Source organism: Paenarthrobacter sp. TYUT067, assembly GCF_023656375.1.
Classification (GTDB): Bacteria; Actinomycetota; Actinomycetes; order Actinomycetales; family Micrococcaceae; genus Arthrobacter.
Genome location: NZ_JAMOIT010000004.1, coordinates 47,555 through 63,003, shown reverse-complemented (window position 1 = coordinate 63,003; position 15,449 = coordinate 47,555). Strand labels below are relative to the sequence as shown.

At 61.2% G+C, this 15,449-nt stretch carries 17 protein-coding genes and 2 pseudogenes; 8 read left to right on the top strand and 11 right to left on the bottom strand.

What is annotated here, in order from left to right:
- Positions 1-65: 65 nt before the first annotated feature.
- A complete protein-coding gene (locus MOD31_RS04610) occupies positions 66-647 on the bottom strand; it encodes a DUF1349 domain-containing protein (protein WP_142938170.1) in 582 nt (193 codons plus the stop codon).
- Between the two features lie 159 nt (positions 648-806).
- On the opposite strand from MOD31_RS04610, the gene MOD31_RS04605 reads away from it, so the two are divergent.
- Positions 807-1,469: a hypothetical protein gene (locus tag MOD31_RS04605; RefSeq protein ID WP_250819982.1), complete on the top strand. Its 663-nt coding sequence runs from the start codon at positions 807-809 to the stop codon at positions 1,467-1,469.
- A 2-nt stretch (positions 1,470-1,471) separates the two neighbouring features.
- Positions 1,472-1,699, top strand: a complete 228-nt coding sequence (locus MOD31_RS04600) for a helix-turn-helix transcriptional regulator (RefSeq protein WP_142938172.1) — start codon at positions 1,472-1,474, stop codon at positions 1,697-1,699.
- Here MOD31_RS04600 and MOD31_RS04595 read toward each other — a convergent pair.
- The 3 genes from MOD31_RS04595 to MOD31_RS04585 all read right to left on the bottom strand — a co-directional run bounded on the left by MOD31_RS04595 (position 1,601) and on the right by MOD31_RS04585 (position 3,874).
- A complete protein-coding gene (locus tag MOD31_RS04595) occupies positions 1,601-2,245 on the bottom strand; it encodes a nucleotidyl transferase AbiEii/AbiGii toxin family protein (RefSeq protein WP_250819981.1) in 645 nt (214 codons plus the stop codon). The two genes, MOD31_RS04600 and MOD31_RS04595, sit on opposite strands and share 99 nt — an antisense overlap.
- The gene (locus MOD31_RS04590; RefSeq protein ID WP_250819980.1) at positions 2,160-2,666 is read right to left on the bottom strand and encodes a hypothetical protein; all 507 of its coding nucleotides are present in this window, start codon (positions 2,664-2,666) and stop codon (positions 2,160-2,162) included. The genes MOD31_RS04595 and MOD31_RS04590 overlap by 86 nt, the downstream gene beginning before the upstream one ends.
- Positions 2,667-2,884: 218 nt before the next feature.
- Positions 2,885-3,874, bottom strand: a complete 990-nt coding sequence (locus tag MOD31_RS04585) for a hypothetical protein (RefSeq protein WP_250819979.1) — start codon at positions 3,872-3,874, stop codon at positions 2,885-2,887.
- Between the two features lie 132 nt (positions 3,875-4,006).
- On the opposite strand from MOD31_RS04585, the gene MOD31_RS04580 reads away from it, so the two are divergent.
- From MOD31_RS04580 to MOD31_RS04570, 3 genes are read left to right on the top strand one after another with little or no spacing between them, the layout of a single operon-like run.
- Entirely contained in the window at positions 4,007-4,369 is a 363-nt protein-coding gene (locus MOD31_RS04580; protein ID WP_250819978.1) for a hypothetical protein, read from the top strand.
- 59 nt (positions 4,370-4,428) lie between these two features.
- Positions 4,429-4,854: a hypothetical protein gene (locus MOD31_RS04575; protein WP_250819977.1), complete on the top strand. Its 426-nt coding sequence runs from the start codon at positions 4,429-4,431 to the stop codon at positions 4,852-4,854.
- Between the two features lie 27 nt (positions 4,855-4,881).
- Positions 4,882-5,310, top strand: a complete 429-nt coding sequence (locus MOD31_RS04570; protein WP_250819976.1) for a hypothetical protein — start codon at positions 4,882-4,884, stop codon at positions 5,308-5,310.
- 62 nt (positions 5,311-5,372) lie between these two features.
- Here MOD31_RS04570 and MOD31_RS04565 read toward each other — a convergent pair whose 3' ends face one another.
- Positions 5,373-6,572 (bottom strand): glycoside hydrolase family 26 protein, encoded by a 1,200-nt coding sequence (locus MOD31_RS04565; RefSeq protein WP_250819975.1) that lies wholly within the window; start codon positions 6,570-6,572, stop codon positions 5,373-5,375.
- Between the two features lie 71 nt (positions 6,573-6,643).
- On the opposite strand from MOD31_RS04565, the gene MOD31_RS04560 reads away from it, so the two are divergent.
- Entirely contained in the window at positions 6,644-7,102 is a 459-nt protein-coding gene (locus MOD31_RS04560) for an SRPBCC domain-containing protein (RefSeq protein ID WP_250819974.1), read from the top strand.
- A gap of 109 nt (positions 7,103-7,211) precedes the next feature.
- On the opposite strand, the pseudogene MOD31_RS04555 reads toward MOD31_RS04560, so the two are convergent.
- From MOD31_RS04555 to MOD31_RS04545, 3 genes and pseudogenes are all read right to left on the bottom strand, one after another.
- Positions 7,212-8,537, bottom strand: a pseudogene (locus MOD31_RS04555) (HAD-IC family P-type ATPase); the annotation flags it as partial.
- On the bottom strand, positions 8,534-10,201 hold the full coding sequence (gene kdpA, locus MOD31_RS04550; RefSeq protein WP_250819973.1) for a potassium-transporting ATPase subunit KdpA: 1,668 nt from the start codon (positions 10,199-10,201) through the stop codon (positions 8,534-8,536). The gene kdpA and the pseudogene MOD31_RS04555, both read right to left, overlap by 4 nt.
- 6 nt (positions 10,202-10,207) lie before the next feature.
- The gene (locus MOD31_RS04545) at positions 10,208-10,306 is read right to left on the bottom strand and encodes a potassium-transporting ATPase subunit F (protein ID WP_250819972.1); all 99 of its coding nucleotides are present in this window, start codon (positions 10,304-10,306) and stop codon (positions 10,208-10,210) included.
- Positions 10,307-10,683: 377 nt separating this feature from the next.
- Between MOD31_RS04545 and MOD31_RS04540 the strand changes: the two are divergent.
- A pseudogene (locus tag MOD31_RS04540) lies at positions 10,684-11,830 on the top strand (TrkH family potassium uptake protein).
- Positions 11,831-12,165: 335 nt separating this feature from the next.
- Here the strand turns inward: MOD31_RS04540 and MOD31_RS04535 are convergent.
- The 3 genes from MOD31_RS04535 to MOD31_RS04525 all read right to left on the bottom strand — a co-directional run bounded on the left by MOD31_RS04535 (position 12,166) and on the right by MOD31_RS04525 (position 15,045).
- Positions 12,166-13,566 carry a rhodanese-like domain-containing protein gene (locus MOD31_RS04535; protein WP_250819971.1) on the bottom strand — a complete coding sequence of 467 codons (1,401 nt, stop codon included), beginning with the start codon at positions 13,564-13,566 and terminating at the stop codon, positions 12,166-12,168.
- 109 nt (positions 13,567-13,675) lie between these two features.
- On the bottom strand, positions 13,676-14,434 hold the full coding sequence (locus tag MOD31_RS04530; protein WP_250819970.1) for a sulfite exporter TauE/SafE family protein: 759 nt from the start codon (positions 14,432-14,434) through the stop codon (positions 13,676-13,678).
- Positions 14,431-15,045 carry a rhodanese-like domain-containing protein gene (locus MOD31_RS04525; protein WP_250819969.1) on the bottom strand — a complete coding sequence of 205 codons (615 nt, stop codon included), beginning with the start codon at positions 15,043-15,045 and terminating at the stop codon, positions 14,431-14,433. The genes MOD31_RS04530 and MOD31_RS04525 overlap by 4 nt, the downstream gene beginning before the upstream one ends.
- A 123-nt stretch (positions 15,046-15,168) precedes the next feature.
- Here MOD31_RS04525 and MOD31_RS04520 point away from each other — a divergent pair, with 123 nt between their 5' ends.
- Positions 15,169-15,426, top strand: a complete 258-nt coding sequence (locus MOD31_RS04520) for a metal-sensitive transcriptional regulator (protein WP_017200146.1) — start codon at positions 15,169-15,171, stop codon at positions 15,424-15,426.
- The last annotated feature ends 23 nt before the right edge of the window (positions 15,427-15,449 follow it).

Genomic DNA, 15,449 nt, shown 5'->3' with positions numbered 1-15,449 from the left:
AGGCTGCCGGAAACTCCATAATCTCATGAACGGTGAAGCCCGCAAGTTCGCCGGGCTGGGTGGCCTCAGTGGAGCTGGCTGTCCGGGGGCGTAGCCCGCCAGGAGTGAAAGGGGACGGTCAGCCCTGAGCGTGTTGGTGCGCAGGTGAACGGCCCGGCAGCGGCCACCAATTCGGGTGCCAACGGCACAACCCGCACCAGTTGGAGGTCGTTGCTGCCTGCAGCGGCACGGATGGTGAGGGCGTCGCCGGAGCGGCTGACACGAATGCGGACCCGGCCACCGTTCCACCCCGGAACAGGTGCTAGGGACCAGTCCGAAAAGCGGTGGGTAACCACCGCGCCCAGTTGAGCGGCGCCGTCGGCGAATTCCACGCCAGCCTTAATCCAATGCTCGGCGCTGATGCGGACGAAGATGCCCGCTTGGTCGAACTGTTGGGAGAACGCGGCCGTGAACTCAACCTCCATAGCGCTCTCCTGCGCGAAGGGGGCCAGTAGGGCGTGTTCGGTGTCGTGGATGAAACCGTAAGACGTGACGCGCCAAGCGTCGCTGCCTTCGGCGGCGGTGACCAGGAGGTCGCCTTCCTGCTCGACGACGGCGGCTGGCTGGTTGGTCCACTCACCGCGGTTCCAGGGGATGTCAGTCGGCACAGGACTCCTTGAGGTTTCAGCGCATGAAAGTTCCAGTGCTTCTAGGCAGCTGGCGTTTGGATCAGCGTATTCGATGCGGACTTTCCGATTCCAAGGACATGCGGCAAGCAGACGTGTTATCGTTTATCAATATATTGATAAACGATAAGGAGCGGGCGCGTGAAAACTGCATTCTCGACCAAAACGTCGGTTAACGTGGTGGCAAAGGTGGGCTTGTGGCTCCTGCTTGTAGCTGCCTGTGGAGTCGCTGTGGCGGCGATCCTTAGGCTTGTGTCCACAATTGGATATGCGTTTGCCGGGGTGACCACGGTGGCATTGCCAACCTTGGGCATCAGCAGGACAGATCCCTCCGCTCCCAGCATTCTTGGCCCCAAAGTTCAGCAGGTTCTCCATGGAGGCAATATCGACCTCGTCCTCCACGACCTTCCTGGAGACGCGCTGGTCCTGAATACCGCAGCCGCGGTCCTCGGGCAGCTAACCACTCTGCTGGTGTGTGCGGCCGTGATCATGCTGTGCTGGCGTTTGCTGCGTGGGGTGCCGTTCGCACCGACACTAACTCGTTCTATCTCCATCATGGGTGGGGTGCTTGTCCTGATCGGGGTGGTTGTTCCGATTCTTCTGGGATTCAGCAAACTCTTGATCGTAGACAGCTTGGACAATGTGCTCACTGTCGAGAGTCCAATTGGCAAGGGCAATCTCGACTACTACATAGTCTTCAGCGTCGACCTCCTGCCAGTGGTATTGGGGGTCGCCCTTCTGCTCCTGGCCGCTGTGTTCGCGAAGGGTGCGCAACTGCAGCGCGACACCGAGGGGCTGGTATAGCGATGGCTCCGGCTAAACAAGCCGACGAGGACATGATTCATTGCCGGCTCGATGAGCTTCTGGAGCAGCGGGGTATGACGTTGACAGACTTGAGCCGGGAGGTAGGGGTTACTCTCGCAAATCTCTCCGTCCTAAAAAATGACAGGGCTAGGGCTATCCGTTTCTCCACCTTGGCAGCCATCTGCCGGGTACTTGAATGTGAGGTCGGCGACCTGCTCGTCATCGACTAGGGCCAGGCAACGAGTGGTTTGTGTCTTTCCTGTCAGGGGCGCTGGTCCTATGAGATCCACGGGTTCTGCTGGTGATCCCGACCGGGGGTGTTGGCTTATGTTCTCTGCGAAGCCGGTGAGGGTTTGGTCCAGCTGTGGGAGCTCAGCTTGGGGCAGCTCGTACTTGGTGAACTCCGTGGGGTCGAGGGTGCGGTGGCCAAGATCAATCACTACGGTCGTTTCAGCCTTGGTCACGGTCAGGCTGGCGAACTCTTGGTATTGGCGAGTGACCTCCACCAGGTACCCGGCCCCAGCTAGCGTATCCGTGATCTTGTCCACGGAGGCTGCGAAGGTCTCCGGGGTGTGGCTGCGGTATTGGGCAAAGAGATCAATGTCATCGGACATCCGGCTGGTGACACCGTGTTCGGCAAGTGCCTGACCGCCGGCGAGGATGAACCCGTCAGCGGCGAGAACGGAAGGGCTATTTCTGTTGCTGCGCGTTGAGCGTCGTCCATGCCGGATGTTCCTTGCTTTCGCGGTGGGTGGGCAGCTGGGCAAACGCGTCATTCCATAGCTGCCGGCAGCGGTTCGGGAGGCGCATGGAGGACCATAAAGTGATCAGTCTGCCGGCGTTGATGATCCGGGCCATCTCCTGGGTGGAGCCGGAGTTCTGCAGCGTCAGCTGGTAGAGCGTTCTGCAGCGGGCGTCATCGGCGACGTCGTAGTGACGCTCGGGTCCCCAGTCCAAGTGGATGGGTAGTTCCACAACACCGGATGATGGGCCGTTCAGTTCTTCAAGGGAATCAGGGACGAGGTAGAAGAGGGAATCGGCGATGGTGTGTCTGGCCTCTGGTCCGTGGACGTACTCTCGAAGGCCGGCGCGGACTCGTTCAGCGACAGTCGTCCCTTCTCTGGCCGCTTTGGCGTGTGCTTGATTCCATAGCTCGTCCTCAATACGGACCGAACGTCTGGGCGTACCTGCCGACATGGTGACCTCCCTCCAGGGGCCTCTTCGGTCCTATTCTACAGGGGTGTCATGACACCTCAACCTGCCGCGCAGGGTCCTGATACCGCGAGCTTTCCGCACTTGGGCTATGGCGCGATTCCGGCCTGAGGACTCCAGCGTTTCCTCGGCGGCCAGCATGGCCACCGCGATACCCGTACACCTTTCTGCGGGCGTGCGGGTATCGGGCGGGGCCTGAGCCGTTACTCGGCGTACTGCAGGCTCGTCAGGAGGGCCTTGAGCTTGCTGTACTGCTCGGTTTCCATCCAGGCCGCAGCGCTTTCGGGTGTCATGGAAACTTCGATGTTGGTGGTGGCTTGCGCTCCGCCGTTGCCCATGATCAGGAAGCTGCTGGCCGAGGTGCTGTCCGGGCCCTCAGTCATTAAGTCATCTGTCACCACACCCATGAAGTAGCGGGTGTATTCGGTGTCAAAGGGATATTCGTCCTTGAAGAAGGCGAAGTGGGAGGCTCCGTGTCGGCTATTGAAGCCGGTCAGTGGCTGGGAGTCCAGGATGGTGCGGTTCACGGGCCCGCCCACCACGCCGCCGTAAATACCGCTGGTGATCTGCGCAACCTCAGCGCCCGTTTCGTCATGGATGTGCGCTGTGACTGTTTCGTAGTGCTTACCGTTCAAGTTGAAGGGCAGTCGCTCGGTTTGAGCGGTCCAGTCCGCCGGCAGCAGGAAGGAGATGTGCCCGTCCGGGAACGTGTACAAGCCGATCTGCGGGTAATCGGGCGAGACGTGAGGGGTTGACGGTTCGGTGGGTGTTATCGGCGCTGGTTCTGGCGCGGAAGGAGCAACGGTCGACGGCGGATTGGTTGCCTGCGGTGCCGGTTCCACCGGCGGCGCGGGTACAACAGGTGGCGCGGACTCGGCGGGAGTTGTCGGTGCTGCCGGAGACGGAACGTTTACTTCCTGCACGGGAGTGATCACGACGGGAGCATTGGCCAGGGGAACAGCGACTTCCGGCTTGCTGACTTGTGCGGAGGGGTTGTGTTCGGAAACCGGAGCAGCAACTACTTCTTCCAAAGGGACTGCGGGGAGATCCACCAGGCTGCTGGTTTCTGCTGCCGCAGTGGTGAATGAATTACTGGCGACCGGGGTAGCCGGTGCGCAGGCGGCGAGCGTAAGTGCCAGGGTCAGCGTTGCGAGAATGGCGTACTTGGCATGTCCGGATCGACGGTACTTCATTTTGGGTTCCTTCCCCCACGGAGTGATGGAGCAGTTCTCCTGCTCATACATGTTGTTTCCGGCAGGGGCCGATTGATTACACGTCTGCCAAAAACTTTCGCTGGCCACCTTGGTGGATGGTTTACTGACTACGTGAAATCACTGGATGACTATCTGTTCGACATTGATGATCGGCCATCGAATGGTGAGCTTCGCTTTTGGATCGGGTTTCAGGTAGCGCTCGTTGGCGGCGCCGCATATGCGCTCCCGTTGTTTGTCCTGCACTGGGTTGGGGTACGTCAGTGGGCCTTGGTCATCATCCCGCTGCTGTGCACGGGTGGCGCGGTCTGGTGGCTTGTCACAACCCTGAGGCGGCGAGGTGTGGCCACGAAGGTCATTTACCGGGCGCATGGTGGCAACCCGGCCGGCACGAGTGATTTCCTCTTTGGTCAGGTGGCCTACGAGATCACTGAGGATGGTCGCTGGAAGTGGCCAACGCCAAGCTCGGGCGAATGAGGCGGGGAATTGCCCGGTTGTTGTGACACCCTGTTCGAGAGCAATTTAGGAAACGGACCATGTATTCAGACCGCGAGCGCCACAATGACGCCGTGTATGCCGAGCACAAGGCGGCGGTTGCAGCAGGGGAGAAGCGGGTCCTTCTCAACACCAAAACCGGCGAACTTCACAGCTACCCTGCGGACGAGATTGGTTTTGCGCCTGGCCGCGGTCATGCGCAGGTCAGCACGTGGTGGGGCATGGGGATTCTGGCCGTGGTTGCCGCCATGCTCACGGTTTTCTCTGTTGTGCTGTTGCTGGCGCCGCTGGGGCAAGGACAGGGACCAATGTTGGGTGCGCTGTTTCTGACTGCTTTGGCTGGTGGCTTCACGTTCTATGCGGTCACCCTGTCCGTTCAGGAGTTCCGGGCTTCGCAGCTCCGAACGCTACGGGGTTCACCTAAGCCGAGTTCCACCGGCAGGGTTGACATACCGTCGGAGCACTAATCAAAACCTGCCTTGGGGGACAACGGAATGCGTCGTGAAACAAAAATAGGCTTTGCTCTGCTTGCGCTGCTAACTCTGACGGCCGCGGGCTGTGACGAGCGCCCATTTACCCGCGACTATGCCCGCTCTGTTCCAAACTCTGTGATTCAGGTGGGCGAGAAGTCGGACAGGACTTGGGAGTACGTGGACCGGGACGGCGTATCCAGGCAACTCAACGCCTGCGAAGACCTGAGTCCGTGGAACGGTGCCTATAGCTGCAAGTCAGCCGACGGCGCAGTTGAGTTGAGCTACTCATCATCCAAACGCATGCGGAATCCCACGCTCCTCGTCGGCGACGAGGCGGTGCCGCTGTTCTGCACCAATAGCGGATTTTGGGGCGACGGGCTGAGGTTCTGTATACCGGCGTCGGACCCTGCCGTTCCGCCTCAACCGGTCCCTCGCCGGGATAAGTCCTAACCTGTTTTCAACCCTGAGTAGCCAAACGTCGACGGCGGCTGGTTCTGTCCTGTGGCCCTAGCTCAGGAAGCTGCGCTTTCGGCGGGTGTGCACTTCTCAGGGGTCTCGGCAAAGGTGAACCAGTCGGGGAGCGCTGCGGTGTGGGCCTCCCGAACCAGCGGGTCCTTGGTTGCTGTCCAGTCCACGGTGGCTTTGACCTCTACTTCGTTCTTGTCCCACTCGAACCAGTTGATCATCTTCAGGGCGGGGTAGTCCTTGGGGATGGCGGGGTCGAAGAGTTGGCCCCACCAGGCTTCCTTGATCGTCAAAACGTCGGCACCTTCGCCGGATGCCACTGTGAGAGCTGCAGTTTCGGGGATAGCCACTGGCTTGTTCCGGGCGGTTCCATAGTCGGCATAGAAGTCGGGGACGGCCAGATCGTTTCCGCCGGCTCCGTTGTACGTGCCGGTGAGCTGCTGAAGGAATTTCCCAGGTTCCGGGATGACGTTTGCGCCCCACGGATAAGTGTTGCCCCAGTGGTAGAGGGACATGCCAACCCAATCCACGGCATCGTTGCCGGGGTAGTAGGGCGCGTAGGGATCGTCAGTGCCTGTGATGGCTCCGTCTTTGTCAGTGTCCAGGGCTGCGAAGTCAGGGGATCCGGTCACGGCTTCATATTTGCCGCCGCTGAACGGGTAACCGCCGCCGTAGTTGGGTGCCCACATCATGGCGGTGCCGGCAGCCTTGGTGTGGACCGCTGCGGCCACCAGCTGGTACGCGGCGACGTATGCGGCCGGTTGCTGACCCCAGGGGTACCAGGAGCCGTTCATCTCGTGGGCGAACCTCACTATGACAGGGACGCCTGCGTTGTTGAATCGGGCCAGCGTTGATGCGAGTTCGTCTGCTTTCTCCGACGTCACTGATGCCAAACCCTGTTTGGGCTCCAGAGTGAGGAGCATGGTTCCACCATTGGCACGGATCTGTTCGAAGGCTGCGTCGACGTTCTCTTTGTCTTTCTCTGACATGGGAAAGTCGGTGAAGGTCACTGTAACGGCCGGGCGGCTGCCAAGATTGGCCGCATACTGCTCCAGGGTCTCGTGCTCCCAATCGAGGTTCACGCCGGCAAGAATCCCGTCCTTTGGCGCCAACGGACGCGTAGGCTCACACACCGGCAGGGGAGTGGGTGAGCTGCCCGGCTGAGGCCCGGCGCAACCTACAACGACGCCGCCCAACAACGCGCCGGTAGTGATCACAGCGCCAAACTTCCCGAGCCCCCAAGTCATGGCTTTCAATGTAGCAGCGCCGCTGTACCATCAGAAGCACCACCGCATTTAGCGCGTTAAGGAGCCCGAAAATGCCTGAAACACCTGATGGTACTGCCACCACAATCAGTAAAACTTTCAGCCGTGAAACCCGGGTCTCCACCACCATCGACGCGCCTCCGTCCACTGTGTGGCGGCTTCTCACTGATGCCAAAGGCTACCCCGCATGGAACTCCACGGTGGTTTCGGTGGACGGTGAAATCGCCCCGGGATCAAAAATCAAGCTGGTTTCCACGCTGGATCCCAGCCGTACCTTCACCCTCAAGGTCAAAGAGTTCCAAGCCCCACAAAAGCTCGCCTGGGGTGACGCTCTGGGAACCAGGACTTACACCATCACGGAGACCAACGACGGGCGCTCCCTCTTTGAAATGGCCGAGAAGATCGGCGGTCCCGTCTTTCCGCTCTTTGCGTCAAAGATCCCGTCCTTTGACGCGAGCTTCACCCGGTTTGCGGCAGACCTGAAGGCGGCGGCCGAAAAGGAAAAGGAGTAACGACGGCGCTGCTGCCGCCGGCTACGGGACAAACCGGCAACGGAACGAACCAGCTACGGAACAAACCTGTAGCCCATGCCCGGCTCGGTGATCAGATGCCGGGGGTTGCCACGCGGAACTGGACTTCGGCTGGAAGGTGGCCGCCGGCGTCGGTGACAAAATTCCCGACGGCGGACGCTGCACCTTTGCGGATAAGGCGCCCGTCCACGTCCAGTCCGCTCATACGGGTGCTGGCCGTGAACTCCACAATGGTGATCTCGGAGTAACTGTTGCGGAGACCGGCGAGATCGGGGCCCTCTACTCCCTTGGCGTCAGCGAGTTCCACAATGGAACGGCCTTCCGGGGTTTCGTCGGCGAGGCTGGACAGCCGGGCGGCGGTGATGAGTTGGTTCAGCTGGACGTCGTTGGCCGGGAAGAAATTGACGGCCCGGCGGTTGCCGTAAGTGATGGTTCCGGTCTTGTCCAACAACAGTGTGGTGATGTCGCCGGCTGTTTCCACCGCTCGTCCGGAGGTGGCCAGAACGTTGTGCTGCACCAGCCGATCCATGCCGGCTATGCCGATGGCCGGGACCAGGGCCCCGATGGTGGTGGGAATCAGGCAGACCAGCAGCGCCACCAGGACGATCGGAGACGGGGTGGCGTCCGCCAGGGAGGCGAAGGGTGCCAAGGCCATGGTGACCACCAGGAACACGATGCTCAGCGAAACGAGGAGGACGTGCAGGGCGATCTCATTGGGGGTCTTTTGCCGGACGGCGCCCTCCACCAGCTTGATCATCCTGTCGATAAACGTGGCTCCGGGCTCAGCAGTAATGCGCACTACGATCCTGTCAGAGAGGACCTTGGTGCCGCCGGTGACGGACGATCGGTCTCCGCCGGATTCCCTGATCACGGGTGCAGATTCGCCGGTGATGGTGGACTCGTCCACACTGGCCAGGCCCTCAATGATTTCTCCGTCGGAGGGGATCACGTCCCCGGCCTCGCAGATGACAACGTCGTTCAGCTTCAGATCTGTGCCAGGTATGTCCTTGATAGTCCCGTCGTCCAGCCGGAGCCGGGCCATGACGCCTTGGCGGCTCGCGCGGAGGCTGTCCGCCTGAGCCTTCCCGCGTCCTTCGGCGATGGCCTCTGAAAGGGTGCCGAACAGCACCGTGAGCCACAGCCATACAGTCACAGCGATGCCAAAAACGTCTGGCTTCAGGAAGCAGATGGCCGTGCAGGCCGCCGCACCCACCAGCACCACGAACATGACGGGGGAGTGGATCATTTCCCGCGGGTCCAGTTTCCTGAACGCCATGGGAAGTGCTGCCAGAAGCGTGGACGCGTTGAGTTTGGCCGGTGCCTTGCTGTGATGGCCGGGCTCACCCGGGGCAGGAGTGCCGCCGGTCTTGAGGGGTGATGGGGTCTCCGCGGCCGGAGCCGTACTGGAGCTGGTCATTTGATAAGTCCTTCTGCGAGGGGGCCCAGTGCCAGGGCGGGGAAGTAGCTCAGAGCGGTCAGGATCACGGTCACGCCCAGCAGCAACGAGCCGAACAGGGGGCCATGGGTGGGGACTGTCCCGGCGGAGGCAGGGATTTTTCTTTGCCGGGCCAGCGAGCCGGCCAAGGCCAGAACCAACGCAATGGGCAGGAACCTGCCCAGGAGCATGGCCAACCCCAGAAGCGTGGACAGGTAGGGGCCGGAGCTGGTGATGCCACCGAAAGCTGAGCCGTTGTTGTTGGCGCCGGAGGTGAAAGCGTAGAGCAGTTCGCTGAATTGATGCGGCCCTGACGCCGGAGCGTTTGCCATTACTTCCGGGAGGAGGGCTGAGATCCCGGCGAGCACCAGCACCAAAGTGGGGGTGACCAGGATGTAGAGGGCCGCGATTTTCATTTCGCGCGGGCCGATCTTCTTCCCAAGGAATTCCGGGGTACGCCCCACCATCAGCCCGGCAATGAACACCGCAATGATGGCCAGGACCAACATTCCGTAGAGTCCGGATCCGGTCCCGCCCGGAGCTACTTCACCCAGCATCATGTTCAGCATTGCGATTCCGCCGGCCAAGGGAGGCAGGGAATCGTGGGCAACGTTAACGGCGCCGGTGGAGGTGAGGGTGGTGGACGCGGCGAAGATGGAGCTCGCTGCCGGTCCCAGCCGTTGTTCGAACCCTTCGCCCAATCCGCCGGCTGCCGCCGTCGCTGTTCCCTGTCCGGAAGACACCGCCCAGCCCATCAACGCGGTGGACGTCAGCCACAGTGTCCCCATCACGGCAGCCACGGTGTAGCCCTGGCGTTGGTCACCCACCATCCGCCCGTACATGTAGGGCAGGGCTGAGGAGATCAGGAGGATGAGGAACACCTGGAACAGGCTGGTGAACACGCTGGGGTTTTCAAAGGGGTGGGCAGAGTTGGCGTTGAAGTATCCGCCACCATTGGTGCCCAGGACTTTGATTGCTTCCTGGGAGGCCACTGGACCGCCGGGAATCAGCTGACTCACGCCGTTGGCCGTGTTGGTGACCTCCGTGGACCAGAAGTTCTGCACGACGCCGCCCATCACCAGGGCGATTGCCGCCACCGTAGCGATGGGCAACAGGATGCGGAACGAGGCCCGGGTAAGGTCCACCCAGAAGTTGCCCAAGCGGTCAGTCGTGGTCCGCGCTATGCCGCGGATCAGGGCTACCACCACCACGATTCCGACGGCGGCGGACAGGAAGTTCTGCACGGCCAGCAGGCACATCTGGACAAAGGTGCCCACGGTGGCCTCTGGCACATACGTTTGCCAGTTGGTGTTGGTGACAAAGGAGATAGCGGTGTTCATGGCAACCCACGGGTCCACGCCGGGAAGGGAGTTGCTGCCGGGTAGTACGGCTTGGAGGCGCTGAAGAGCGAAGATCACCAGGATGGATATCAGGGAGAAGAGCAGAACGCTGCGCAGATACACAGACCAGCTCTGTTCAGTCCCGGAATCCACCCCCGCCAGGCGGTAGAGGGCCCTTTCAACTTTGGCGTGTTTGGTACTTGAGAAGACCCGCGCCATATACAAACCCAACGGCTTGTGCAGCAGTGCCAGGACGAGTACCAACACGGCTATCTGGGGGATGAAGGATGCAGTACTGAAGACCACCCGCCGTCACCACTTTTCCGGGTTGAGCAGCACTGCCAGCAGGTACCCGGCAACGGCCAAGCCAAGGACGAACAAGCCAACCCACATGATGGCATCCACGCTCATTGCCCGCTCACCGGGCCATCGCCGTCAACCATCTTGCCCAAAAGGTGGGCCACCCACATCACGATTCCCATGCTCACCACAAGAATCACCACAACAGCCACGTCGGCCACTGGAACGTCCTTTCATCAGCGCCCCTTTTGCGGGGCTGATGTCAGTCAACTCCTGCAAAAGTGGCGAAAAGGCGTTCCTTACGAATCCTTAATGCGGACGCTGGAAATCTTGACGTGGTCTTAACGGGCGGGCGTTAAGGATTCGTCAAGAAATGCCAGTTTCCGGCCAGCGGGTCCCTCATCGGTGCTAATTTCGGCACGGGTTGTGATGCTGACGGTCTGCCCGGAAAGGGATCCAGTGTTGAAACATCCTAGGGAGCGTGTTTGATGACGCGCGCCCCGGAAAGACTGCCCACAGCCCAACGTTCCATTCTGCGCGGCAACCCTCTTTTGCAGACACTCGGGCGGGAAGGCGAGCGCCTGAAGGTGTCCTTGCTGCATCCGGTCCGTTCGGTGCCGTTGGCGTTCCTTGCGGTGATCATCATCGGCGCGGGGATATTGATGCTGCCCATTTCGCGGACCGGCGAGGTGGATGACCTCGTCACCACGGCTTTCTTTACCGCCGTGTCCTCTGTCTGCGTCACTGGCCTGATCACAGTAGACACAGCCACTTTCTGGACCCCGTTCGGGCACGGGGTGATTCTGATGCTCATCCAGGTAGGTGGTTTCGGGATCATGTCGCTAGCTAGCCTGCTGGCCTTGTTCGTGCGAAAGACCATCGGCCTGCGCGGCCATCATTGCCGGGGGACTCGGTTTCCCGGTGATCATCCAGTTATTCAGAAATCCCTTCAACGTCAAGAGCTGGACCATTCACCTTCGCCTGACCATCTTCGGCTATGTGCTGCTGTTTATTGCAGGCATCGTGCTCTTCGGTGCGTTTGAGTGGAACCGTCCGGAGACGCTGGGTCCTTTGAGCTTTGGCGGCAAGATTCTGGGGGCGCTTGGGGGAGGGGTGTTTCCCCGGACGGCAGGATTCAACAGCATTGACTACGGGGCAGCCACTCCCGAAACCCTCATGGTCACCAACATCCTGATGTTCATTGGCGGTGGCAGCGCAGGAACGGCCGGCGGAATCAAGATCACCACCTTCCTGGTTTTGGGGTTTGCCATGTGGAACGAAGTTCGGGGACGCGAGCACGTCACCATCGCACACCGGTCCATCAGTTCTTCCACCCAACGCCAGGCTCTCACTGTGGCCCTGCTGGGCGTGGGAGTGGTGATCCTTGGGACGCTGTTGCTCCTCATGTCCACCGACTACAGCCTGGAGAAAGTGCTTTTCGAGACCATCTCGGCGTTCGGAACCGTAGGGCTGAGCACGGGCATTACCTACAACCTGCCTCCCACCGCCGAATGGGTGCTGATGGCGTTGATGTTTGCCGGCCGTATAGGAACCGTCACGGTTGCCTCAGCCATCGCCTTGGCATCCCGGCCAAGGCTTTTCCAGCTACCCGAAGAGCGGCCCATCATCGGCTGATAATTTCAGCCGGTCTGTTCCCGGGTTGTATCAATCCGTAGTGCGTTTTCAGCCGCGGGATTTCAAGGAAAACGGGCTCCCACAGCAAGTAGCCAGCTCTCGGATACGGCAGAAAGTCGAGTACCCACTACTCGTGCCCGGTGAGTACCCCATGGACTTAACTGATCTCAGCGGCTCATGAACTACCTCCAATAAACCCCCAATAGTTGGCGGTTGTACGAACCGCAGGCCGGGGCCGGACACAGTACGCAGGTACAGGTGTCCGGCCCCGCCGCCGTGAAGGTGCCCGGGCAAGAGGGGGGACCTGCCCGGGCGGTCTGAAGGGACGTGGCTGGTTAGGCCGTCGTGGCAGAGTTCTGCTGAGCGCTCCACGCTGCATAGCTGCCATCCAGCTCAACTACGTCGTATCCGGCACGGCGCAGGGCGCTGGCCGCCACGGAATTCCGGACACCTGACTGGCAGTACGTCACAAGGGTTCCCTCGGTGGGAAGCTCGTCCAGATGCCACATGACCCGCCCACCGCTTAGCTGGTAGGAACCAGGAATATTCCCGGCCACGTGTTCGCTGCGGTTGCGAACGTCCAGCACCAAAGCGGCGTCAAAACCCTGCAACTCTTCGGGCTGGATCAGCTTTGGCGTCACCAGGGGAAGCCCTTCAATGCTGGTGATGTAACCTGCCACGTTGTCGATGCCAACCCGTACCAAATGGTCCCACATGTCCATGGCCTGCTCCTGGTCCCGCGCTAGAAGTACCAAGGGGTTCTTGTCCGTCTCCGGGTTCACCACCCAAGCGCCGTAGCTGGCCACGGATTTGCCGGCCGGAACGTTCAAGGAACGGTCCACCGTGCGTTCGTGGACCTCACGGTGGGAACGGGTGTCAATGAACGTGAGAGTGTCCTCGGTCAGAGCAGCGGCAACCATGCCTACTGTCAGTTCGGCCAGAGGTGTCCGCTCACCCATCACCACTGGGCCCTCACGGTTTTCCCGCTTCATCCGCCCAAAGTAGGCGTGCGCGTCGGGCTGCCCGTCCAGAAGCTCGTTGATGAAACCCTGTTCGTCGTTGGCGGCAAGGTAAGGGCCCCACCAGGCGTACAGCCGCTCGTAGCCAACGGTGGAAGACGGGATGGCGCCGAGGGCCTTGCCGCAGGCACTCCCGGCACCATGGGCCGGGTGGACCTGGACATAGTCCGGCAGGGTGAGGAACTTATCCCGAAGGCTCGCGAACAGCTGCTTTGCACCTTTGAAGCGGGTGTCCACACCCCCGGCTGCCTCGTCAAGCAGGTCCGGTCGGCCCAAGTCACCGGAGAAAACAAAGTCGCCCGAGAGCAGGTAGCCGGGCTGGTCGCTGAATGCGCCGTCGGTGACCAGGAAGGACAAATGTTCAGGTGTGTGGCCTGGGGTGTGCACGGCCTGGATGCTGATGTTGCCGATGGTGATCCTATGGCCGTCGTAGAGGCGCTCGCCGTCGAACTTGTACTGCCAGTCCGGGCCGCCTTCGCCGGAGACGTAGATCGTGGCGCCGGTGGCGGCGGCCAGTTCACGGGTGCCGGACAGATAGTCAGCGTGGATGTGGGTTTCTGTGACGGCAACAATCTTCATGCCGTTCTTTTCAGCCAGTTGCTGGTAGACCGCGATGTCTCGGCGGCCGTCCACAACAACGGCCTCTCCCTTGGCTTGGCAGCCGATCAGATAGCTGGCCTGGGCGAGGTCTTCGTCGTAAATACGCTCAATAAGCATGATGTTCGCTCCCTTGTTAAATAGGTCCGGTTGAATAAGCCCAGTTGGATAGGTCCGGTTGAATAGGCCCAGTTGTTTGGGGCCGGTTGCTTGTATCGGGTTGCTTGGGTCAGGCAGTGACTGTGCCGGCGGTGACCCATGCCGCGACGGCGAAGATGAGTACCGCAAATGAGATGCGGATGTGCTTGTCTTGCAGGTGACGTGCAAGGCGGGCTGCTGCGAGGGATCCCAGGATGGCCGGGACCGCGAATGCCAGGGTGGTGACCCAGTCCATGGTGTAGCCGGCTGCGTGGGCGCTGAACCCGGCGGCAGAGTTGATCACGATAATTGCCAGGGACGTTCCCACTGCCTGTTTCATGCGCAGGCCAAGAAGGATGGTCAGTGCGGGGGTGATCAGGAAACCTCCTCCAACACCCAGCAATCCGGTGAGGAACCCCACCAGCAGGCCCACTCCTACGGCTTTCGGAACGCAGGATCGGAGTGCGCGGTGTGGGCCCGTGCTGCAGGACCCCTCGGATTCGCGGGTTTTCATCAGCATCCGAATGCCTGCAGCCACCATGATCATGGCAAAGGCGAGCATCAGGATGTTGGGATCAAGCAGTCTGCCCACGGCCGCACCGGCCCAGGCTGCCGGTATGCCGGCTGTTCCAACCAATGCGATCACGGGCCAGTTCAGGCCAGCACGGACCCGGGGCAAGAGAGCGGCGAGCGAGGACACGCCCACTACCAGCAGCGACGTCGGAATAGCCTGTGCGGGGGTCATGCCCACCCCGTACACCAGGGCCGGCACTGCGATGATGGACCCGCCACCGCCTACTACACCCAGGACAACGCCGACCACCAGCCCCAGGCCCAGGGCTGGAATCATGCTGCGGCACCCCCAGGGGATACCAGGGGTAGCTGAAGGATGGCGCTTTCGCGGGTGGGTTCCTTGGCGGCTTTGTTCCACGGCATGGCTGAAAGAGCCTTACCCATGGCGCAGGTATTGGTGGCGGCGGAGAAGGTCAGCCCGGCTCCAATTGCGCCAGCGAGTAGGCGGACCTTGGGAGAGATGAGTTTGCCTCCGGCAAGGCCGAGGACCACCAGGGATCCTGCGGTGAGGCGGACCTGGCGCTCGAGGTCCCAGCGGTTCTTGCCCCTGACCACGTCCCCGCCAACTGCGGCGAAACCGGGAGCACCGCCGGTCAGGACGTACGCACCTTCCATGCCGGCCTTGCCCAGGCGCTGCCGGGCTTGCTCGGCGCGCGCTCCTGATTGGCAGACCAGGACCACCCGGGATCCCAGGCGCGTGGCCAGCTCGTCTGTGTGTTCTGAGAGCAGCGGGAGGGGCACGTTGTAGGAGCCGCGGATGTGCATCGCCTCAAACTCAGCCGCGGAGCGAACATCTATCACCATGAGGTCCTTGTGCTGATGGATCCAGGTCCGCAGGGTCTCCGGGGCGAGGGCGGTAATGGCTTGCGACGTGGGAGGGGGAGTCATTTTTGGCCTCTCGGAAGGGGATAGGTGGATACCCCACCGAGTATTGCATATACCCCCGGGGGTAATCAAAACACCCTAGGGTGTATAGGATTGAGGTTAGGATCCTGATCATTGGAGAAGTACGTGGAACTCAATCCCTCAGAACTGACCCCCGTCATCAATCGCCTCAAGCGCGCGCAAGGCCAGTTGGCCGCTGTTACCCGCATGCTGGAAGAAGGCCGTGACTGCAAGGACGTAGTGACGCAGCTGGCGGCAGTGTCCAAGGCGCTGGACCGGGCAGGGTTCGCCATCATCGCCACGGGGCTGGAACAGTGCATTGTCCAGAAGGACGCAACCATGGACAAGAAGGAGCTGGAGAAGCTCTTCCTCTCCCTCGCCTGACCCGGGCGATGGGTCGAAGCAGA

Coding starts and splice junctions, on each gene's coding strand:
- MOD31_RS04600 (WP_142938172.1), top strand. CDS start 1,472: ATGGCTCCGGCTAAACAAGCCGACGAGGACATGATTCATTGCCGGCTC.
- MOD31_RS04595 (WP_250819981.1), bottom strand. CDS start 2,245: ATGACGCGTTTGCCCAGCTGCCCACCCACCGCGAAAGCAAGGAACATC.
- MOD31_RS04590 (WP_250819980.1), bottom strand. CDS start 2,666: ATGTCGGCAGGTACGCCCAGACGTTCGGTCCGTATTGAGGACGAGCTA.
- MOD31_RS04585 (WP_250819979.1), bottom strand. CDS start 3,874: ATGAAGTACCGTCGATCCGGACATGCCAAGTACGCCATTCTCGCAACG.
- MOD31_RS04575 (WP_250819977.1), top strand. CDS start 4,429: ATGTATTCAGACCGCGAGCGCCACAATGACGCCGTGTATGCCGAGCAC.
- MOD31_RS04570 (WP_250819976.1), top strand. CDS start 4,882: ATGCGTCGTGAAACAAAAATAGGCTTTGCTCTGCTTGCGCTGCTAACT.
- MOD31_RS04565 (WP_250819975.1), bottom strand. CDS start 6,572: ATGACTTGGGGGCTCGGGAAGTTTGGCGCTGTGATCACTACCGGCGCG.
- MOD31_RS04560 (WP_250819974.1), top strand. CDS start 6,644: ATGCCTGAAACACCTGATGGTACTGCCACCACAATCAGTAAAACTTTC.
- MOD31_RS04545 (WP_250819972.1), bottom strand. CDS start 10,306: ATGAGCGTGGATGCCATCATGTGGGTTGGCTTGTTCGTCCTTGGCTTG.
- MOD31_RS04535 (WP_250819971.1), bottom strand. CDS start 13,566: ATGCTTATTGAGCGTATTTACGACGAAGACCTCGCCCAGGCCAGCTAT.
- MOD31_RS04530 (WP_250819970.1), bottom strand. CDS start 14,434: ATGATTCCAGCCCTGGGCCTGGGGCTGGTGGTCGGCGTTGTCCTGGGT.
- MOD31_RS04525 (WP_250819969.1), bottom strand. CDS start 15,045: ATGACTCCCCCTCCCACGTCGCAAGCCATTACCGCCCTCGCCCCGGAG.